Genomic DNA, 20,179 nt, shown 5'->3' with positions numbered 1-20,179 from the left:
ATTTCGAGAAAGTATCAGAGTCGAGGCCGGGGTCCCGTCCGGGCCCCGTTCACCGACCGGCCTCGGAGGCGTTCACGGCGGTCGTGTTCGGCTCGGGCGGCGATCCGGCGCACCATGGAGCCGAAGACGATCCCGTGGAAAGGCTGGAGGAAGGCCCAGTACAAGTGCCCCGGCAGCCCCTTGGGGTGAAAGAGCGCGCGCTGGCGGTAGACCGAGGTGCGGGGTTCCTCGCCCCCGGGCCCTGGCGCGGGGTCCGCCCGCAGCTCGAGCCAGGCCCGTCCGGGCAGGCGCATCTCGGCACGGAGCCGCAGGAGTTCGCCGGGCACCAGTTCCTCGACGCGCCAGAAGTCCACGGAATCGCCCACGCGCAGGCGCCAGGGGTCGCGGCGGCCGCGTCGTACGCCGACCCCGCCCACTGCCAGGTCGATCCAACCGCGGGCAGCCCAAGCCAGTGGCCAGGAGTACCAACCGTTGCGGCCGCCGATACTCTCGACGACGCTCCACAGCGCCTCGGGGGGTGCCGCCACGGGGTGTGAGCGTTCGTCGGTGTACTCGCTGCCGCCGGCCCAGTCGGGGTCGGTCGGCAACGGGGCGGAGGGTGCGTTGGGCCAGGTGGCCGAGGACCAGCGGGTGTCGACCCGGGTCCGTTCGGTACGGCGCAGGGCGAGGCGTACGGCTTCGCCGAAACCGATGCGGCCGCCCGCGATGAGCTCTTCCTGGGCACTGTCGTCCCGGTCCGCCCCTGCACGTTCCTCCCGTTCCCTGTTCGCCTCTCCCCCGTCCTCGCTGCCGGTCTCCGACACGACCGCGTCGTGGCGCAGCGACTCCACGAGGGGGCGCGCCACGGTCGGCGGCACCGGGGTGACCAGGCCGACCCACAGGCTCGACAGTCCCGGAGAGAGCACGGGCACCGGCACGATCAGCCGGGGCCGCAGGCCGGCCTCACCGGCGTAGCGGCGCACCATGTCGGCGTAGGTGAGTACATCGGGCCCGCCGATGTCGAAGGTCGCGTCGGTCCCCTCCGGCAGGTCGCCGGCGCGTACGAGCAACCGCAGGACGTCGCGCACGGCGATGGGTTGGACCCGGCTGCGAACCCACCGGGGTGTGGTCATGGCCGGCAGCCGTTCGGTCAGGTGCCGCAGCATCTCGAAGGAGGCCGATCCCGACCCGATGATGACGGCGGCCCGCAGCACCACGGCGGGCACGGCCCCCTCCAGGAAGACCCTCGCGACCTCGGCACGCGAGGCCATGTGCGGTGACAGTCCGCCCCTGCTCGAGACCAGCCCGCCCAGGTAGACGATGCGCCCGGTCCCGGCGTCGGCCGCGGCTCGGGCGAAGGTGTGCGCGCCCTGCAGGTCGGCGCTGCGGAAATCGGTGCCGCCGCCCATGGAGTGCACCAGGTAATAGGCGGTCTCCACCCCGTCGAGCGCTTCGGGGAGACCCTCACCGCTGATGACGTCACCGCGGACCACCTCCACCCGGTTGCGCCAGGGGTGGTCCCGGAGTTTGTCGGGCGAGCGTGCCAGACAGCGCACCCGGTGGCCGGCCTCCAGGAGCTGCGGCACCAGACGGCCACCGATGTAACCGGTGGCGCCGGTGACCAGTACTGGGCGTCCCCGTCCTCGTTCGTGAGTGTTCACCCGTATGCCCCCGAATGTGTGGCGCCGGCCCCGTGCCCGCGCCGTTCGCGGCGTTCGTCGCGGCGCCCGCGGTGGGAGTCCCCACAGGCGGGCCCCGGAACAACGCCCGTACACACCCAAGGTCATGACCGCCGGCCCGGCGACGAAACCGAAGACCGCAGCCGGTCTCACACACCGGCTCGGTCAACACCTCGGCACGGTGGCGCCGAGCGCTCTCACACCGGTGGTCCGCCGGAACGCCGTCCACCGCGGACAGGGCCCCGCAGTCTCGCGCCGAGACCGTGCCAGGTGTGTTCGAGGACCGTGCGCGACATGGCCGCCACCGGGGTCCTCAGGCCCATGAGGAGCTCGCGTCCGGGGTGTCCTCCCCCGTCGAGGAAGGCCAGCACGTCGGCGAGCCGGTTGGCGGCGAACAGCCGGGCGAAGAAGTCGTCGCCGCGCACCCGTCCGCGGTCGAGCGCCCTGAGCATGATCNGGCGGCCGTCTGGCGGCACACCCCGCTGAAGGTGTAACCGGTGGAGGGGCGCGTGGCTCCGCCCGCCGTGCCGATACGGAAGACCCTGTGCCCGGCCCGGGGCGGGAACGGGGCGTCGGTCATGGGGATGGCCCCCTGCTCGGAGGTGAGCACCTCCACCTCACCCAGTCCGGTGAGGGCACAGTAATCGGTGAGGGCCCGTTCGTACTCCTGTGTGCTCAGTGCCTCGCGTCCGAACTCGGTGTACTCCACGAGGGCCTCACGGTCGGAGAGGGGCAGGACGTAACCGAAGGAGACCCCGCGCTGCGGTTGGGGCGGGCGCAGATCCATGAGCACCGCCGATCCCGGGTCGAAGGTTCCGGGGCGGGCGCGCACGAACCAGCCTCGGAAGTGCTGGAGGAGCCGTGTGCGCCCGCGCTCCGACGGTAGGACCGGCCGTGAGTCGAAGACCCAGCGGGCCGTGAGGTGCACCGTCCGCCCCTGCGGGGTCCGGGCCGTGACGGTGGCGTGGTCGGGGCCGTCCGCCACGGACCCGGCGATGAGCCGGAGGTCGTCGCGGTTGTGGCCGTCCCGCCCCCGGACGTGGGCCTCCATGTCCGCCGAGCGGAGCATCTTGTAGACGTACGGGGCGGCCGGCGACCGGTGTTCGGTCCCGTCCGGGCCGATCACCGACAGGTCCTCCCACCGGGCGGTCAGCAGGTGGTCCCAGGGGCCGCCGTCGGTTTCCCAGAAACACCATGTGCGTGGCGGCGGGGTGCGGGGGCCCGGTGGCGGTTCGACGAGTGCGCTGCGCAGAGGATGCGCCCGTCGTTCGTTGATTCCGGTCACACGATGGGCCAAGCTGAGGCCCGCGGCCCCCGCACCCACGATCACCAGGTCGTAGTCGGGCATGCCTCCCAGCATGGCCCAGCGGCCCGGGGAGCGCAGGTGCGACGCGACACTCCGGGAGGACCATGACGGCCTTGTCCGAACACACGAGCGCCATGAAACTCGGCACGGTCACCGAGGAGTTCGACCACGCCGCTTCCGCCTACGATCGCCTGGTCGCCGCCAACCCCGGCTACCACCGCGATCTGCGTGTCTCCGCGCGGCGGCTGGCCCTGCCGGACTCGGGACGCGGGCTGTCGGTACTGGACCTCGGGTGCGGGACGGGGGCCTCCACGGCCGCGCTCCTGCGTGCGGCGCCGCGGTCCAGGGTCCTGGGTGTGGACTCCTCGCAGGGGATGCTCGACGCGGCGCGGGCCAAACGGTGGCCCGAAGGGGTCTGCTTCCAGCGTGCCCGGGCGCAGGATCTCACCCCGGCGTGGGTGGAGGCGCACCTGGGCGGACCGGCGGACGCGGTCTTCGCGGCCTACCTGATCCGCAACGTGCCCGACCCGGACGCGTTCCTGGCGGCGGTCGGTTCCGTGCTGCGCCCGGGCGGCCGGTTGGTCCTGCACGAGTACTCCGTCGCGGACTCGGCGCCGGCCGGATGGGCGTGGTCGGCGGTGTGCTGGGGCGTGGTGATCCCCGCCGGCCGGGCACTGACAGGGCGCTCGGACCTCTTCCGGTACTTGTGGCGGAGCGTGCGGGAGTTCGACGGCCGCGAGGGGCTGCTCGACCGTATGCGGCGCAGCGGCCTGGACATGGTGCGGTCGGCCCCGCTGCCGGGCTGGCAGTACGGCATCACACACACGTTCACCGGGCGCCGTCCGCCCGCGCCTCCGACGAGGACCGGAGCGGCCGCGGCAGGACGGGCATGAGCGGCGCCGAGGTGAGGGACACGAGGGCATGCCGGATCCCCGCGCCGGAACCGGGCGGACCGCGCCCGGACCGGGTGCCGCGAGTGGCCGTGGTGGGCGGCGGTGTGGCCGGTCTGGCCGCCGCGACCTGCCTGGCCGAACGCCGGGTCGAGGTCGTGGTCCTCGAGCGCGAACCGAGCCTCGGCGGCCGGTTGCGCGGCTGGGAGACGACATTGGCGGACGGGAGCACGGCCACGATGAGCCGCGGGTTCCACGCCTTCTTCCGCCAGTACTACAACCTGCGGGCGCTGCTGCGGCGCGCCGATCCCGGTCTGTCCTCGTTCGTGCAGCTGCAGGACTACCCGTTGGTCCACCGGGCCGGCCACGCCGACCGCTTCTCGGGGCTGCCCACCACTCCCCCGTGGAACGCCTTCGCCCTGGCCGCCACGAGCCGGAGCTTCCCGGTCCGGCAGCTGGCCGGCGTCAACGTCCCGGCGACACTGCAGCTGTTGGACGTGCAGCTGCCCGAGGTGCACGAGCGGCTCGGCCACCGCAGCGCGCGTGAGCTCCTGGACCTGGCCCGTTTCCCCGGCGACGCCCGGCACCTGGCCTTCGAGGTCTTCAGCCGGAGTTTCTTCTCCGCCCCCGAACAGCTCTCGGCCGCGGAGATGGCGGTGATGTTCCACCTGTACTTTCTCGGCTCCTCCGAGGGGCTGCGTTTCGACGTGCCCCGGTCGCCTTTCCCCCGGGCCCTGTGGGACCCGTGGGAGACCCGCTTGTCGGAGCTGGGCACGGCGGTGCACACGGGCGCGTCCGTGTGCGGCGTCGAGCCGCTCGGAGGCCCGGGGTACTCGGTGTCGTGGGAGTGCGGGACCATCCCCCGCGAGGAGGTCTTCGACGGTGTCGTGCTGGCCACCGACCCGGCCTCGCTCCCCGCGCTCGTGGAGCGTTCCCCGAGCCTGGGCACCCCCGAGTGGCGCGAGCGGGCGACAGGTGTGCGCACCGCTCCGCCCTTCCTCGTCTCGCGTTACTGGCTCGACCGTCCCGTGCGCGGGCACCGGCAGGCCTTCCTCGGTACCGGGGGGCACCCCACGCTCGACAACATCAGTGTCCTCGACCGGTACGAGGACGAGGCCGCGCGGTGGGCCGCGCGCACGGGCGGCTCGGTGGTCGAGCTGCACGCCTACGCCCTGCCGCAAGGGTGCTCGGAGGAGGCCGAACGGGACCACCTCTGGCGCCAGGCCGTGTCGGTGTACCCGGAACTGGACGGGGCCGTGGCCGTGGACTCGCGCCACGAGTTGCGGGCCGACTGCCCCCTCTTCCCACCGGGCGGGCACGTGCGCCGGTGCGGGATCACCACACCCGATCCGGGCCTCGTAATGGCCGGCGACCACGTGCGTGTGGATCTGCCCGTGGCGCTCATGGAACGTGCGGCCACCAGCGGGATCCTGGCGGCCAACACACTCCTGGGCGGGTGGGGGGAGCGGGGCCACCCCGTGTGGAGTGCGCCCCTCCGCGGCCGTCACGCGCCCTCACGCGCCCTCGCGCGGGCCTCACGCGGCTCCGGCCCCGGATCCGGCCGACGCGCGGACGACCGGAGCAGGTGACGCCGTTCGGCGTATGCGAGGTCGTCCCGCCACAGCCTTCGGGACGCCATGCGCATCAAGGGGCGCACGGCCCCCGCGACCCGGCGGGCCAGCACGAAGCCGGCCCGTTCGGAGGCAGCGACGGTGGCCTCCACCACCGCTGTGCGCGGCACACCGTAGGCGTCCGTGCCCAGGGGCGTGGCGTGGGTCTCGACCACACTCCCGAGCCCTTCGCCCTCGATGATGCGCATGAGGACCGTGCGCGGCTCCGGGCAGCTGAACTCGGCGCGGACGGGTACGCCCCACCGGCCCATCACCTTGAATCCGACCTGGACGACCATCCGTGTGGGGTCGGGGCCGCTCTGTCCGGACACCTCCTCCACACGCAGAGCCACGAAGCTGTAGGGGTGGAACCAGGAACCGTGCCAGGGGTCGAGACGGTTGGCCACGACGTCCCGCGGTTCACACCTGCCGGCCATGCTCGCGACCGCGGCGATGCTGTGCCCGGCCGGGGGGCGTTCGGCGAGCACGGGTTCGTCCAGCGGTTCCTCGCCTCCCAGGTGGTCCAGGCGCACCCAGAGCAGGATCCCGTCGTCGTGCACGGGGTAGGGGCTCCAGCCCGGGAACCCCTCGGGGCCGAGGGAGAGGCCGTGCCAGCGGCACACCACCCGCCCGGAGTCGACCGCGCCCCGGCACAGCGGGGCCCCCAAGTGGGGGCAGGCCCCCGGCCCGGCGTGGGCTCCGCCGTCCGCAGTGCGCCAGGCCACGACCTCGTTGCCTGCCACGAGGCGGCCGAAGGGACGGTCCGAGCGGATCTCCTCACTCGCGGCGAGGACGTACCAGTTGCCCGAGGGCAGCGCGGTGGCGTGGTCGAGTGCGGCACCGATGCGCGCGGGCACGGCCTCCCGCCAGGTCGGTCTCTGGTCGGCCCAGGCCCCCGGAGGCAGGCGGCGCAGCGGGTAACGGCGCGGGGCGGGGTCGGGCAGTGTCATGGCGGCTCCTCGGAGCGGTCGCGGGGCCCTGTCGGCGCGGTGACGGGGCCGGGGGCGTCGGTTGCCTCAGGGGCGCGAGAGCGCGCGTGCCCAGAGGGCCCGCGCCAGGGCGGGCACGGCGGCGGCCGTCTTGCGTGCGTCGGAGACGCCGTGGCGGGTCCTCCACACGTCGTGTTCGGCGGCCCGGATCTCCTCCAGGATCGCCCGGTACAGCCGGAAAGCCGTGGCGACACACGGCCTGGACACCGGGTCGAGCATCGCGATGCCCGGTTCGGCCAGGTCATAGAGCCGGTGGTTGACCTGGACCATCTCGGCCAGGGCGGCGCGCACACGCCGGTCGTTCGTGCCGCTGCGGGCGCAGTGCTCGAGCAGGGACCGGTCGGCCCCGTGTGCGGCCAGCACGTCCTGGGGCAGGTAGACCCGGCCCCGCCGCAGGTCCTCGGCGGCGTCCCGGAGGAAGTTGGTGAGCTGGAAGGCCTCCCCGAGGGCCGCCGCGTGCGGGGCCGCCTGCTCCCGGGGGACGACCGTTCCCAGGACCGGAAGGACCTGCAGACCGATGACGGCCGCCGATCCGTACATGTACTCGCGCAGGTGGCCCAGGTCGGTGTAGGCGGTGACGGTGAGGTCCATACGCATCGAGCGCATGAACGCCCGGAAGTAGGAGCTCGGCAGCGCGTGGCGGCCGACGGTGTGCGCGAGCGCCCGGTGCACCGCCTCCCGCGGTTGCTCTCCCTCCAGCGCGCGCCGCAGGTCCTCCTCGACCGCGTCCAGGCGGGCGTGCTGGTCCGCGGTGCTCGTTCCGGGGCCGGGTTCGTCGACGATGTCGTCCACCCAGCGCGCGAACCCGTAGAGCGCGTGGACGGAGGGGCGCCGGGACGGGGGCAGCACCCGTGTGGCCGTGAAGTAGGTCCGTCCGTGGCGGGCGTGCAGCTCCCGGCAGAGCAGGTAGTCGTCCCGGAGCGGGACCGGTCCGATCCCGGCCGCGTCGAGCTCGGCCCCAGCTGTGTCCCTCATCCTCTGCCCCGCCTCGACCGTTCGATGACGCGGTGCGCCGCGAGTTTCCCGGAGACGAGCACGGTGGGCAGCCCGACGCCCGGTGTGGTACCGCAACCCGCGAGGACCGCGTTGCAGGTGCCTCCGACGGTGTTGCGCGGACGGAAGGGGCCGGTCTGGGCGAAGGTGTGCGCGAGGGAGAACGGTGTCCCGTGCGCCATGCCCTGACGCGCCCAGTCGGCCGGTGTGACCAGCCGTTCGGCGCACACGGAGGCGTCCAGCCCCTCCAATCCCCTCTTCTCGAGCGTGGCCACGATGCGGTCCCGGTAGCGCGGCCCCTCCTGGTCCCAGTCGATGTCTCCGGCACGCAGGTTCGGGGCGGGGGCGAGGACGTAGTGCAGGTGCCGTCCGGGCGGTGCGAGCGAGGGATCGGTGAGGGTCGGCCGGGTCACCAGCAGCGAAGGGTCGCTCATCGTGGTGCCGCGGTCGATGATCTCGGTGAAGGTGCGCTCCCAGTTCTGCCCGAACAGGATGGTGTGGTGCGCGAGCCGGTCCCAGGTGCGGTCGGTCCCCAGGTGCAGCACCACGGCCGAGGGCGAGTAGCGGTGCGGGACCGGGCGGCGCGGCCGGTGCCCCAGCATGCGGTGCGCGTCGGGCAGGTCATTGGTGAGGACGACGTGGTCGCACGGCAGGCGCTCACCGCGGTCGGTGTGCAGCGCGGCGACCCGGTCACCGTGCCTCTCCAACCGCCGCACGGACGTGCCCAACTGCACACGCGCGCCCGCCTCCTCGGCGGCCGAGGCCATGGCTTCTCCGACCGCCTGGAGGCCGCCCTCGGGAAAGTACACACCAGCGACGGTGTCCATGTAGGCGATCACGGCGTAGGCGGCCAAGGCCCGCTGGGGCGGGACCCCGGCGTAGAGGGCCTGGAAGGAGAAGAGGCGGCGCAACCGTTCGTCCCGCAAGTGCCGGCCGACCGCCGGGGCCAGACGTCCGAACCCGCCCATGGCGGCCAGGCGCGCCAGGTCGGGGCCGACCAGATCCAGCGGGGAGTCGAACTGGGCGTCGATGAACGAGCGCATCTCCACCTCGTACAACCGGGTCAGCCAGTCCCTCAGACGCAGGTAACCGACGGCTTCCTCCAGCCCGGACACCCGGGCCACCTCGGCGGCCATCCGTGTCCGGTCGGTGTGGGCGTCGATCGAGGAACCGTCGGCGTAGAAGGCCCGGTAGGCGGGGTGGAGCGGGACCAGTTCCAGCCTCTCGTACACCGAGTCCCCGACCGCCCGGAAGGCCTCGTCCAACAGCTCGGGCATGGTGAGGACCGTCGGCCCGGTGTCCACGCGGAACCCGTCCATGTCCAAGCGCCCGGCCCTGCCGCCGGGATGGTCCTGGCGTTCGACCAGGTCGACCTCGTACCCCGCTCCGGCCAGGTGGAGCGCGCAGGCCAGGCCGGACAGCCCCGCACCGACCACGACGACCCGTTCGCGGCCGGCCGCCCCCGTGGCGGCGTGTGCCCGGCTCACGGCGTTCCTGCCGCGCGGGCGAACTCGTCCAGTCCCTCCCGGACGGCCGGTGGCAGGTCGATACGGTCCAGGTGCCCGATCCCGGAGCCGGCGAGCGCGGCGCATCTGTGCTCGACGTGTTCGCGTGCGCCCACCCGTTCCAGGGCCCGAGCGGCCTCGGCCACCGGGGTTCCCTCGTGGCCGACCGCCCGCAGGGTCTCCACCGCCCGGCGGTCTCCCCGGCGGTCGGCGAGTTCGGTCCCCATCGCCAGGAGCAGGGTGGCCTTGCCCTCTCGCAGGTCCTCCCCGTTGGGCCGTCCGGTGGCCTCGGGGGCGCCGAAGGCGTCGCGGAGATCGTCCCGCAGCTGGAAGGCCACACCCACGTCGGCCCCGTAGGAACGCAGAGCGGCGACGGTCCCCTCGGGGGCACCCGCCATGGCCGCGCCCAGGTGCAGGGGGCGTTCGACGGTGTAGGAGGCGGTCTTGAGCCGGTCGATCCGCAGGGCGGTCCCCGCATCCCGCGCCCCCTGCGCCTGCGCGCTCAGGTCGAGGTACTGCCCCACGACCATCTCGGAGCGCAGCTGCCGCCAGACCCCGCGGGCCTCACGGGCGCCCGGCAGCCCCTCCAGCGCATCGGCCACCAGGTCGTCGGCCCGGACCAGGGCCAGATCGCCGGCGAGGATCGCCATGGAGACCCCGTGGCGGCCGGGGTCCCCGAGCAGGCCGCGGTCGCGGTGGGCCCGCGCGTGGGCCGCGTGGCACGAAGGGGCACCGCGCCGGTGCCCGGCCCGGTCCATGATGTCGTCGTGGATCAGCGCGAAGCAGTGGAGCAGCTCCAGTGCCGTGCACGCGCGCAGGGCGGCGTCCGCGCGGTGGCCCTCGCCGGTGCCGCCGCCGGCCGTCCATCCCCACCAGGCCAGGACCGAGCGCATGCGCCGTCCGCTCCCGCGTGCGAACTCGGCCAGCGGGACGACCAGTTCAGCGGCGCAGTCGGCGTCCAGGTCGCGCACAGCCGAGACGAGCTCGTCGAGAGCACGCCCCAGGAAGCGGTCCAAGGTTTCCCGCGTCTCCCCACGGTGCACCGGCCGTGGTGCCCCGGGGCTTCCTTCCCTGACCTTCACGATGAGCGTCCCCAAACTCCTCGTCCGGGTGCTTGCCCGGAGGTTCTCCGTGGGTCGAACTATCGCACCGGCCACACGCGACATCGTGTTGCGAACCACGGTGACGCCCAAGTCCGTGCCCAGGGTGAGGGACTCCTCACCTCCATGGGGGCCACGGAGGGCACCCGTTACCGTCGTTCCAGCGCACGGCGACGCCCCGGCCCGGGCTCCGGCCGGTCGGGAAACGGGTACGGCGTCCCTCTGCCGTCCCGGGGAGTGAGGCACTGCGGACCCGGGGTCATGTCGGTCAAATTACGAACACTCCGCGTTCCACCTCGCACTTTACGTCTGAGAGCAGGGGATCTACGATCCCTGCGGACCACAAGCTCTGCCGGCAGCAGGCCGGCCTGTTACCAGACGACCCGTTCAAGGGATCCATACACCGATCGGGGCTGGGAAGGAGCCACCATCTCATCCCTGCGCACATACATAAGAGAAAATACGAACCCCCTGGTCTTCGGGGTCTCCGGGGTCGTGATCCTCGCCTTCATCCTCGTAGGCGTGATTTTCACCGACCCCATGCTGGAGGCCACTGAGAACACCCGGAACTGGATCGGCGAGAAGCTCGGCTGGGTCTACGTCCTGTCCACGACCTTCTTCGTCGGCACAGCGCTCTTCCTGATGATCAGCCGCTACGGCAGCATCCGCCTGGGGCCCGACGACTCACGACCCGCGTTCGGCACGGTTGCCTGGTTCGCCATGCTGTTCACCACCGGCATGGGGATCGGTCTGGTGTTCTGGGGGGTCGCTGAACCCATCCAGCACCTGCACGGGCCCCGCTCGGCCGATCTCGCCGTTCCCGAGGGGCAGACACCCCCGCCCGAGGGCGCCACCGAATCCCTGGCCCTGAGTTTCTTCCATTGGGGGCTGCACCCCTGGGCCGTCTACATCGCACTCGGTGTCTCGCTCGGTTACTTCGCCTACCGCAAGGGGTTGCCGCTTCGCCCCGCGTCGGCCCTGTACCCGCTCATCGGTGACCGTGCCTTCGGCTGGCCCGGCAACCTGGTCGACATCCTGGCCGTCTTCGGCACCATCTTCGGCATGGCGACCTCGCTGGGTCTGGGCACACTGCAGATCAACGGAGGCCTGAACTCGGTCTTCGGGGTCCCCTTCAACGAGGCCGTCCAGGCGATCATCATCGCCACCATCACCGCCATCGCGCTCTTCAGCGTGCTGTCGGGCATCGACAAGGGACTGCGCCGCCTCTCGGTGATCAACCTGTGGCTGGCGTTCATCTTCCTGGTCTTCGTCTTCTTGGTCGGCCCGAAGCTGTGGATCATGAGCACGATGACCACCGGTGCGGGCGAATACCTCGCAAACGTGGTGCCGTGGAGCCTGTCCTTCCCGAACCCGGCGTTCGATTCCCTGGCCGCCGATTGGACACAGGCCTGGACCGTCTTCTACTGGGGATGGTGGATCTCCTGGGCACCCTTCGTGGGGATCTTCCTGGCCCGTATCTCCTACGGCCGCACCATCCGCGAATTCATCATGGGTGCGCTCTTCGCTCCCACCGCGGTCGGTATCCTCTGGTTCGGTGTGTTCGGCGGCTCCGGGCTCTACTACGACCTCTTCGAGGGCGGCGGCTTCGCCGACGGCGACGAGTCCGAGGCAGCGTTCCACCTGCTGGACCTCCTACCGATCGGTGGAGTGGTGGCCACCGTCGCGGCCGCCTTCCTCATCGTCATCGTCGCGATCTTCTTCATCACCTCTGCGGACTCCGGTTCGCTGGTGGTGGACATGCTCACCAACGGGGGTTCCCGCAATGCCCCCAAGGTCCAGCGCGGATTCTGGGCGGTCGCCCTCGGCGGGGTCACGCTCATCCTGTTGACATTGGGGGGCGAGGACGCATTGTCCGCGCTCCAGGCAGCATCGGTGACCACCGGGCTACCCTTCGCCATCGTCATCATTCTGATGCTCGCGGGCCTGTTCAAGGGGCTGGGGACCGAAGCCCGGCCCGGGGCCCCCAAGCGCAGCCGGGCCGAGGACCGGTTGAGCGGCAAGCCGGTCGAGGACTGAGGACCCGAACGGAACCAAGACACGGCCGGCACATGGCGGCGACCGAGGAAAGGAGGGAACAGTGGCATCGAGGAAGTTCAGCAACCCCTTCCACGGGGTGGCGGACATGATCACTGAGATGAACCGGATGTCCGACTCGATCTCCACGATCGAGACGACACAGGCGGGTGACCGCGAACGCGGGTTCGCCGACGCCTGGAGCCCGGCGACGGACATCCTCGCCAAGGGGACCGATCTGATCGTCCGGTGCGAGCTGCCCGGAACGTACGACAAGGACGTCGCGGTCAGTCTCGCGAACGGCGTCCTGGTCATCAGCGGCGAGCGGCACCGCGAGGAGACCGAGAGCGCGGTGTACTACACGTCCGAGCGCTTCATGGGGTCGTTCCGGCGGGAGATCAGCCTGCCGGAAGGCGTCGAGGAGGACGACATCGAGGCCGCCTACGGGGACGGCCTCCTGGAGGTCGTCGTGCACGGCGCGGCCCACACCGGCGGCCCCCAGGAGATCACGATCAAGAAGCGCGGGCGCCCCAGGGGCCAGCGCNGGGCCCCGTTCTCGTTCGGCGGGTCCGGTCAGAACTCACGGCCCTCGTCGTAGGGACCGATGACTGCGAGCGCGCGCGGACGGTTGAGCAGGTCGGCGGCCACCTCGGCGACGTCGGCGTCGGTGACGGCCTCCAGACGGGCCAGGTCCTCATCGACCGAGAAGTGGCGCGGCTGGTTCAGCTCGTGCGAGAGGATGCGCCCCATGCGGGCGTTGGTGCCCTCGCCGCCGAGCACCATCGCGCCCCGGATCTGGCCCTTGGCGCGGCCGAGCTCCTCAGAGGTCAGGCCGGAGGAGGCGACCTTCGCGAGCTCATCGCGGCACACCCCGATGACCTCGTCGATCTTCTCGGGCAGGCAGCCTGCGTAGATCTGGAAGGACCCGGTGTCGGCGTGGGACATGTGGAAGGCCTGCACCGCGTAGGCCAGGCCGCGCTTCTCCCGCACCTCCTGGAACAGGCGCGAGGACATACCCCCGCCCAGGGCGGCGCTGAGAAGCCTCAGAGCGTACCAGCGCGGGTCGAGCCGGGTCATCCCCTCCATACCCATCAACAGGTGCGCCTGCTCCGTCTCACGGGAGCGCAGGACGGTCCCTCCGTACACGGGGACGGAGGGTTCGGTCGGACGCGGACGGGAGGGGCGGGCGTCCCCCGCGGCGGCGAGCCGGCCGGCGAACATCTCCCGCACCCGCTCCACGACCTCTGCGTGGTCCAGGCTGCCTGCGGCGGTGACGACGAGCTCGCCGGGCACGTAGGCGTCCCGGTACTGCTCCATGATGCGTTCGCGCGGCAGGGCCCGGATGGTGTCGATGGTGCCGAGGATGGGGCGGGCCAGCGGTGAGGACCCGTAGAACTTCTCCGCGAAGACGTCGTCGACCAGGTCGGCGGGCTCGTCCTCGTACATGGCGATCTCCTCGAGGATCACCCCGCGCTCGGTCTCCACCTCCTCCGGGTCGAGGGTGGAGTTGGCGACCATGTCACCGATGACGTCCACGGCCAGGGGCAGGTCGCGGTCGAGCACCTTCGCGTAGTAGCAGGTGTGCTCCTTAGTGGTGTAGGCGTTGTGGTCGGCGCCCACACTGTCGAGCTCGGCTGCGATGTCCAGCGGGGAGCGCCGCGGGGTGCCCTTGAAGAGCAGGTGCTCCAGGAAGTGCGCGGAACCCGCGTGTGCGGCGTCCTCGTCGCGCGAGCCCGTGGTCGCCGAGATCCCGAACGCCGCCGACCGGACGCCGGGCACGCTCTCGGAGAGCACACGCAGGCCGCCGGGCAGCACGGTGCGCTGGACCAGTCCGGAACCGCCGGTGGGCTCCAGCAGGGTCACGGTCGAGCCCGGCTCCTGTTCGGCTGCGATGGGCACAGAGCTCATGAAACCTCTTCTTCGTGTCGCGGGGGAATCGTGCGGGGCCCGGCGCCGCGTGGTCCGGTGGCCCGTGGCGTGGCGCCGTCGAGCGTACGCGTCGGGGGCGGCCGCATCCTTTCCGGATACGGCCGCCCCCGTGGCGTCATGCCCTCAGGACACCCTCGATCAGGTGTTCTCGGAGCGGCTCGTGCTGCGACGGCGGCGACGGCGCGGCGCGGAGTCGTCGTCCTTGCCGTCGTCCTTGCCGTTGTCCTTGGCGCTGTCCTCGCCCTTGCCGTTGTCGGCGGACTCGCCGTCGGACTTGGCGGCCTCGGACTCAACGACCTCGACCGGGACCAGCGACAGCTTGCCGCGGTCGTCGATCTCGCGGATCTCGACCTGGATCTTCTCGCCGATGCCGATGACGTCGTCGAGGTTCTCGATGCGCTGGCCGCCGTGCAGCTTACGGATCTGCGAGATGTGCAGCAGACCGTCCTTGCCGGGCAGCAGCGAGACGAAGGCACCGAACGTGGTCGTCTTGACGACCGTGCCCAGGTAGCGGTCGCCGACCTCGGGCATCGTCGGGTTGGCGATCTGGTTGATGGTGTCCCGGGCGGCCTCGGCGGAGGGACCGTCGGTGGCACCGATGTAGATCGTGCCGTCGTCCTCGATGGTGATGTCGGCGCCGGTGTCGTCCTGGATCGAGTTGATCATCTTGCCCTTGGGGCCGATGACCTCACCGATCTTCTCGGTCGGGACCTGGACGGTCAGGATGCGCGGAGCATTCGGGCTCATCTCGGCCGGACGCTCGATGGCCTCCTGCATGACGTCGAGGATGGCCAGGCGGGCGCCGCGGGCCTGCTGCAGGGCCAGGCTCAGCTGTTCGGCGGGGATGCCGTCGAGCTTGGTGTCCAGCTGCAGCGCGGTGATCAGCTCCCGGGTCCCGGCGACCTTGAAGTCCATGTCGCCGAAAGCGTCCTCGGCGCCGAGGATGTCGGTCAGCGTGACGAACTGGTCTCCTTCGGAGATCAGACCCATCGCGATGCCCGAGACCATCTCCTTGAGCGGCACGCCGGCCGCCATCAGGGACATGGTGGAGGCGCAGACCGAACCCATCGACGTGGAACCGTTGGAGCCCAACGCCTCGGAGACCTGGCGGATCGCGTAGGGGAACTCCTCACGCGAGGGCAGGACCGGCAGCAGGGCGCGCTCGGCGAGGGCACCGTGCCCGATCTCGCGCCGCTTGGGCGAACCCACCCGGCCGGTCTCACCGGTGGAGTAGGGCGGGAAGTTGTAGTTGTGCATGTAGCGCTTGGTCTTGTCCGGGTTGAGCGTGTCGACCGTCTGCTCCATGCGCAGCATGTTCAGGGTGGTGACACCCATGATCTGGGTCTCACCGCGCTCGAAGAGGGAGGAGCCGTGCACCCGCGGCAGCACGCCGACCTCGGCGCTGAGCTGGCGGATGTCCTTGGGCCCGCGACCGTCGATACGGACCTGGTCGCGCAGCACGCGCTCGCGCATGAGCTGCTTGCTCAGCGCACGGAAGGCGGCGCCGATCTCCTTCTCGCGCCCCTCGAACTGCTCGGCCAGCCGCTCGGCGACCCCGTTCTTGACCTCGTCGAGCTTGTTCTCGCGGTCCTGCTTGTCGGCGATGGTGAGCGCCTGGGACAGGTCCTCGCGGACGGAGCCCTCGACGGCCTCGTACACGTCGTCCTCGTGGTCGAGGAAGATCGGGAACTCGCCGGTCTCGCGGGCGGCCTGCTCGGCGACCGCGGCCTGGGCCTTGCACAGGACCTTGATGAAGGGCTTGGCGGCCTCCAGGCCCTCGCCGATGGTCTGCTCGTTGGGGCCCACCGCGCCGTCGGAGACCAGCTTCAGGGTCTGCGGGGTGGACTCGGCCTCGACCATCATGATGGCGACGTCGCCGTCCTCGAGCACACGGCCGGCCACGACCATGTCGAAGGTGGCGTTCTGCAGCTCGGCGTGGGTCGGGAAGCCCACCCACTGGCCCTCGACGAGGGCGACGCGCACGCCGCCGATGGGGCCGGAGAAGGGGATCCCGGAGATCTGCGTCGACATCGAGGCGGCGTTGATGGCCACGACGTCGTAGAGGTGCTCGGGGTGCAGGGCCAGGACCGTCTCGACGACCTGGATCTCGTTGCGCAGGCCCTTCTTGAAGGAGGGGCGCAGCGGGCGGTCGATGAGGCGGCAGGTGAGGACGGCGTCCTCGGAGGGCCGGCCCTCACGACGGAAGAAGGAGCCGGGGATGCGGCCGGCGGCGTACATGCGCTCCTCGACGTCCACCGTCAGGGGGAAGAAGTCGAGGTTGTCCTTGGGGCGCTTCGAGGCGGTCGTGGCCGACAGGACGACGGTCTCGTCGTCCAGGTAGACCGTGGCCGAACCGGCGGCCTGGCGGGCCAGACGCCCGGTCTCGAAACGGATGGTACGGGTACCGAAACTGCCGTTGTCGATGACGGCTTCGGCTGAGTAAACGCCCTCCATGGGCGACCTCCTACTACACGCTTGGCGTCGGGCGGGCACAGTGCCCGCCGACATCTCGGGTCGGTGCCCGTGTCCGTGCCCCGGAGTTGATGACGACCGGTCATCGATCGAAGTCCTCGGCGGCGTGCGCCGGGGACCACTACCGAGGACCGGCCTCGACTCTGCGGCCGAGGAAGCAGATCACGGGCGTGTTCAGCGTCGTGTGCGAAACGACGCGGCCCACCGGGGCGGGCCTTACAACACCTTACTAACAAAGAGGGAGCGGCCGCGGCCACTCCCTCCCACAACACACCTGGGCCCGGTGCTCGCTCCGGACTCGGTGCTCACGTCCTACCGGCGCAGGCCCAGACGTCCGATGAGCGAGCGGTAACGGTTGATGTCCTGCTTCGCAACGTACTTGAGCAGACGGCTGCGGCGGCCGACCATCAGGAGCAGGCCACGACGGGTGTGGTGGTCCTGCTTGTGGGTCTTGAGGTGCTCGGTCAGCTTGGTGATCCGGTGGGTCATCACAGCGACCTGGACCTCGGGGGAGCCGGTGTCACCTTCGGTGGTGCCGTACTCCTTGATGATTTGCTGCTTGGTGGCGGCGTCGATCGACACGTCGCTCCTTCTCGTGATTCGGTACGCGGGAGAGCTCCGGGGCTCGGGCCTCGGATCCGGACACGGTGACCGCGCGTACGAACAGTCACCGTCGCGTGTGCGTACGGCCCGGCGCCGATCGGGCCGAGTGATCCGCTTCCCCCGGCCGATAACGCCATGGGGGGCACACGTGAACGTCTCGATCTTACCGCAGCGCGGACAGTGCTCGGGCGGAGCGCGCTGGTGGCACGGGCCTCACCCGCCGACGAGGACCTTCCGGCAACGGTCGACGTCGCGGTTCATGGCGTGGACGAGCTCGTCCACGGAGTCGAAGCGCTCCTGGCCGCGGATGTGCACGGTGAACTCGACCGCCACGGGAACCCCGTAGAGCTCCAGGTCGTCGCGGTCGAGTGCGTAGGCCTCGACCGTGCGTTCGGCGCCGTCGAAGGTCGGATTCGTGCCGACCGAGATCGCGGCGGGCCACCGGTCCTCCTCCGGAGCGGCGCCCAGGCGGGTCATCCACCCGGCGTAGACCCCGTCACCGGGCACGGCCGTACCGGGGGCCAGGTCCAGGTTCGCGGTGGGGAACCCGAGCAGCTCGCGCCCGCGTGCGGCCCCGTGCACGACGTGGCCCTCGGTCCGGTGGGGGCGGCCCAGGAGTTCGGCGGCGCCGGCCACGTCGCCCTCGGCCAGGAGAGCGCGCACACGTGTGGAGGTGACGGGGCCGCCGTCGTCGGAGACCAAGGGCACCCCGTGGGCGGTGAAACCGTGTTCGGCACCGAGGCCGCGGAGCGCGGCGACGGTGCCGGCGGCGCGGTGGCCGAACCGGAAGTCCTCACCCACGACGACGGCCGCCGCGTGCAGGTGCTCCACGAGGACATGACGGGCGAACTCCTCGGGGGAGAGCGCGGAGAGCTCCTCGGTGAAGGGCAGGACCACGACGGCGTCGGCCCCGCTCCGCCCGAGCAGTTCCACGCGCCGGTCCACCGGGGTGAGCACGGACGGGCCCGTGCCGCGCAGGACGGCCTGCGGGTGCGGCTCGAAGGTCACCGCGACCACGGACGACCCGAGTTCGCGGCCGAGTTCGGCCGCGGTCCCGACGATGGCGCGGTGCCCGCAGTGCACCCCGTCGAAGACACCCACTGCCACCACCGAGCGCTCCCACCCGGAGGGGATACTCTCCAGCCCGTCCCATCGGCGCACGATCGGTCCCCTTGTTCGTCTGCGTGAAGGTCGTCCCCAAGCGTGCCACGCCCGCGCTTCCGTCCGGCACATACGGCCCCGGGCGAACCACCTTCCAGCCAGAGGATCCGGGACCATGAGTCCCGTTTCAGGCCGGGGCGAAGACCACGACGGGTTTCATGTGACCCGGGCGGTTCTCACCCAAGGCGACCACGGTGCCGTCGGGGGCGAACAGCCCGATCGGGCCCTCCCCGAGGGAGCTGGGGCCGATCCGGTTCCCGTGCCGGATCCGCGCGGTCTCACCCTCGTCCAAGGTCCGCACGGGAAACGCTGCGGCCACGGACTGCGCCAGGGGCAGCTGCGTGAACTCCTCGGCGAGCTCGTCGAGGGTACGCGCCTGCGCCAGATCGTAGGGGCCCACACGGGTACGGCGCAGAGCGGTCAGGTGCCCGCCCACACCCAGGTCCTCGCCCATGTCGCGGGCCAGCGAACGGACATAGGTACCGCTGGAGCAGGTCACCACGGCGTCGACATCGACGAAAGCCCCCTCGGGGGCCTCCACACGTCGCACCTCGGTGACGTCGAACTCCGACACGGTGGTCTCCCGGGCCTCGAGAGCGACCTCCTTGCCCTCACGGGCGGACTTGTAGGCCCGCTTCCCGTCCACCTTGATCGCGCTGACCTGCGGAGGGACCTGCTGGATGGTCCCGGTCAGCTGAGCGACCGCGGACCGCACCCCCTCCTCGGTGACGCCCGAGGCGTCACGGCGCTCACCGGACTCGCCCTCGGCGTCGTCGGTGTTGGTGCTCAGCCCCAGACGGAAGGTCGCCTCGTAGGTCTTCTCGGTGAGGGTCAGGTGCCCGAGGAGCTTGGTGCCCTTCTCGATGCCCAGCACCAGCACCCCGGTCGCCATCGGATCCAGCGTCCCCGCGTGTCCGACGCGGCGCGTGCGCGCCAGACGGCGGGTGCGGGCGACCACGTCGTGCGAGGTCCAGTCGGCGGGTTTGTCGACGACCACGACACCGCTGTCGGCCATGGTGCTCCTCATCGAAGAAAGGACGGCGGCACGGGGCCGCCGCCGGTCCTGTCCGGGTCTGTTCGGTGGACGCCTCCCGTCGCGCAGCGGGGAAGCGGTGTCCGCCGAGCAGTCCCTAGTCCTCGTCCTCGGGCTCGCGGGGAGCCTTGTACGGGTCGGCCTCGCCCACCGGGCTGGCGTCGGCGGCCTGCTCGGCCTTTTCCTCGTCCTCGCGGCGTGCCTTGGCCAGCAGCTGCTCGATGTGCTGGGCGTTCTCGTGCACCTCGTCGATGACGAAGGTCAGGGAGGGGGTGTGGCGGATCCCGGTCTGGCGGCCCACCTCGCTGCGGATCACGCCCTTGGCGCTCTCCAGAGCAGCAGCGGAGGCGACCTGCTCCTCGTCGCTGCCGAACACCGTGTAGTACACCGTGGCGTCCCGCAGGTCAGCGGTGATGCGCGCATCGGTCACGGTGACAAAACCCAGGCGCGGGTCCTTGATACGCCGATCCAGCATCTCGGCGACGATGCGCTGGATGCGGTCGGCGATCCTGCGCGCACGTGCGGCGTCAACCATCGTCTTCTTCCTCTTCGTTGAAGAGCCGCTGCCTGGCGGACAGCAGCTCCAGTTCGGGACGGTCCGCGACGAAGCATTCGCAGCTGTCCATCTGGTCCCTGGTGTGGGCAGCCGATGGTGCCACCACCGCCACACCGATCTTGGCCCGCCGGTACAGGTCCTGATCACCCACCTCCGAGACCGCGACCGAGAACTTCCGGCGCAGTTCGGACAGGATCGGACGGACCAGCGAACGTTTCTGTTTGAGCGAATGGACATCACCGAGGAGGACGTCCAGAGTCAGCGCCCCAACGTACAAGTGATCACCCGTGGTGTGTGTGAACCGTCAAAGGCGGGGCCCCGGCCGTGTGCCGGCCGGGGC

At 71.2% G+C, this 20,179-nt stretch carries 16 protein-coding genes and 1 pseudogene; 4 read left to right on the top strand and 13 right to left on the bottom strand.

Annotated features, from left to right (window positions below; genetic code table 11):
- Positions 1-14 precede the first annotated feature (14 nt).
- The gene (locus tag D473_RS0108925) at positions 15-1,640 is read right to left on the bottom strand and encodes an SDR family oxidoreductase (RefSeq protein WP_026126765.1); all 1,626 of its coding nucleotides are present in this window, start codon (positions 1,638-1,640) and stop codon (positions 15-17) included.
- A gap of 215 nt (positions 1,641-1,855) precedes the next feature.
- Positions 1,856-3,006: pseudogene (locus D473_RS25615) on the bottom strand (lycopene cyclase family protein).
- A gap of 62 nt (positions 3,007-3,068) precedes the next feature.
- Between D473_RS25615 and D473_RS0108915 the strand changes: the two are divergent.
- On the top strand, positions 3,069-3,857 hold the full coding sequence (locus D473_RS0108915) for a class I SAM-dependent methyltransferase (RefSeq protein ID WP_017608730.1): 789 nt from the start codon (positions 3,069-3,071) through the stop codon (positions 3,855-3,857).
- Positions 3,854-5,443 carry an FAD-dependent oxidoreductase gene (locus D473_RS0108910; RefSeq protein WP_083917941.1) on the top strand — a complete coding sequence of 530 codons (1,590 nt, stop codon included), beginning with the start codon at positions 3,854-3,856 and terminating at the stop codon, positions 5,441-5,443. The genes D473_RS0108915 and D473_RS0108910 overlap by 4 nt, the downstream gene beginning before the upstream one ends.
- On the opposite strand, the gene D473_RS0108905 is transcribed toward D473_RS0108910, so the two are convergent.
- From D473_RS0108905 to D473_RS0108890, 4 genes are all read right to left on the bottom strand, one after another.
- Entirely contained in the window at positions 5,359-6,414 is a 1,056-nt protein-coding gene (locus D473_RS0108905; RefSeq protein ID WP_017608728.1) for a DUF5914 domain-containing protein, read from the bottom strand. The genes D473_RS0108910 and D473_RS0108905 overlap by 85 nt on opposite strands.
- 66 nt (positions 6,415-6,480) lie before the next feature.
- Complete coding sequence (locus D473_RS0108900) at positions 6,481-7,428, bottom strand: phytoene/squalene synthase family protein (RefSeq protein ID WP_017608727.1); 948 nt, start codon at positions 7,426-7,428, stop codon at positions 6,481-6,483.
- On the bottom strand, positions 7,425-8,933 hold the full coding sequence (gene crtI, locus D473_RS0108895; RefSeq protein WP_017608726.1) for a phytoene desaturase family protein: 1,509 nt from the start codon (positions 8,931-8,933) through the stop codon (positions 7,425-7,427). The genes D473_RS0108900 and crtI overlap by 4 nt, the downstream gene beginning before the upstream one ends.
- Positions 8,930-9,994 carry a polyprenyl synthetase family protein gene (locus D473_RS0108890; protein ID WP_017608725.1) on the bottom strand — a complete coding sequence of 355 codons (1,065 nt, stop codon included), beginning with the start codon at positions 9,992-9,994 and terminating at the stop codon, positions 8,930-8,932. Before D473_RS0108890 ends, crtI begins: the two co-directional genes overlap by 4 nt.
- A gap of 507 nt (positions 9,995-10,501) precedes the next feature.
- On the opposite strand from D473_RS0108890, the gene D473_RS0108885 reads away from it, so the two are divergent.
- Together D473_RS0108885 and D473_RS0108880 are read left to right on the top strand one after the other, a co-directional pair.
- Positions 10,502-12,088 (top strand): BCCT family transporter, encoded by a 1,587-nt coding sequence (locus tag D473_RS0108885; protein WP_275040644.1) that lies wholly within the window; start codon positions 10,502-10,504, stop codon positions 12,086-12,088.
- A 61-nt stretch (positions 12,089-12,149) separates the two neighbouring features.
- Entirely contained in the window at positions 12,150-12,683 is a 534-nt protein-coding gene (locus tag D473_RS0108880) for an Hsp20/alpha crystallin family protein (protein ID WP_017608723.1), read from the top strand.
- Here D473_RS0108880 and D473_RS0108875 read toward each other — a convergent pair.
- The 7 genes from D473_RS0108875 to D473_RS0108845 all read right to left on the bottom strand — a co-directional run bounded on the left by D473_RS0108875 (position 12,659) and on the right by D473_RS0108845 (position 20,116).
- Positions 12,659-13,993, bottom strand: coding sequence for a M16 family metallopeptidase (locus D473_RS0108875; RefSeq protein WP_017608722.1), 1,335 nt, complete (start codon positions 13,991-13,993; stop codon positions 12,659-12,661). The two genes, D473_RS0108880 and D473_RS0108875, sit on opposite strands and share 25 nt — an antisense overlap.
- 159 nt (positions 13,994-14,152) lie before the next feature.
- Positions 14,153-16,468: a polyribonucleotide nucleotidyltransferase gene (locus D473_RS0108870; RefSeq protein WP_017608721.1), complete on the bottom strand. Its 2,316-nt coding sequence runs from the start codon at positions 16,466-16,468 to the stop codon at positions 14,153-14,155.
- Between the two features lie 330 nt (positions 16,469-16,798).
- The gene (rpsO, locus tag D473_RS0108865; RefSeq protein ID WP_017608720.1) at positions 16,799-17,068 is read right to left on the bottom strand and encodes a 30S ribosomal protein S15; all 270 of its coding nucleotides are present in this window, start codon (positions 17,066-17,068) and stop codon (positions 16,799-16,801) included.
- A gap of 234 nt (positions 17,069-17,302) precedes the next feature.
- Positions 17,303-18,250: a bifunctional riboflavin kinase/FAD synthetase gene (locus D473_RS0108860; RefSeq protein ID WP_017608719.1), complete on the bottom strand. Its 948-nt coding sequence runs from the start codon at positions 18,248-18,250 to the stop codon at positions 17,303-17,305.
- 127 nt (positions 18,251-18,377) lie between these two features.
- Positions 18,378-19,265, bottom strand: a complete 888-nt coding sequence (truB, locus tag D473_RS0108855) for a tRNA pseudouridine(55) synthase TruB (protein ID WP_017608718.1) — start codon at positions 19,263-19,265, stop codon at positions 18,378-18,380.
- A gap of 115 nt (positions 19,266-19,380) precedes the next feature.
- Positions 19,381-19,818, bottom strand: a complete 438-nt coding sequence (gene rbfA, locus D473_RS0108850) for a 30S ribosome-binding factor RbfA (RefSeq protein ID WP_017608717.1) — start codon at positions 19,816-19,818, stop codon at positions 19,381-19,383.
- Positions 19,811-20,116, bottom strand: coding sequence for a DUF503 domain-containing protein (locus tag D473_RS0108845; protein ID WP_017608716.1), 306 nt, complete (start codon positions 20,114-20,116; stop codon positions 19,811-19,813). Before D473_RS0108845 ends, rbfA begins: the two co-directional genes overlap by 8 nt.
- Between the last annotated feature and the right edge of the window lie 63 nt (positions 20,117-20,179).

This window comes from Nocardiopsis xinjiangensis YIM 90004, assembly GCF_000341145.1.
GTDB lineage: Bacteria > Actinomycetota > Actinomycetes > Streptosporangiales > Streptosporangiaceae > Nocardiopsis > Nocardiopsis xinjiangensis.
The sequence above is the reverse complement of the archived record's forward strand: the minus strand, read 5'-3'. Positions and strand labels throughout refer to the sequence as shown.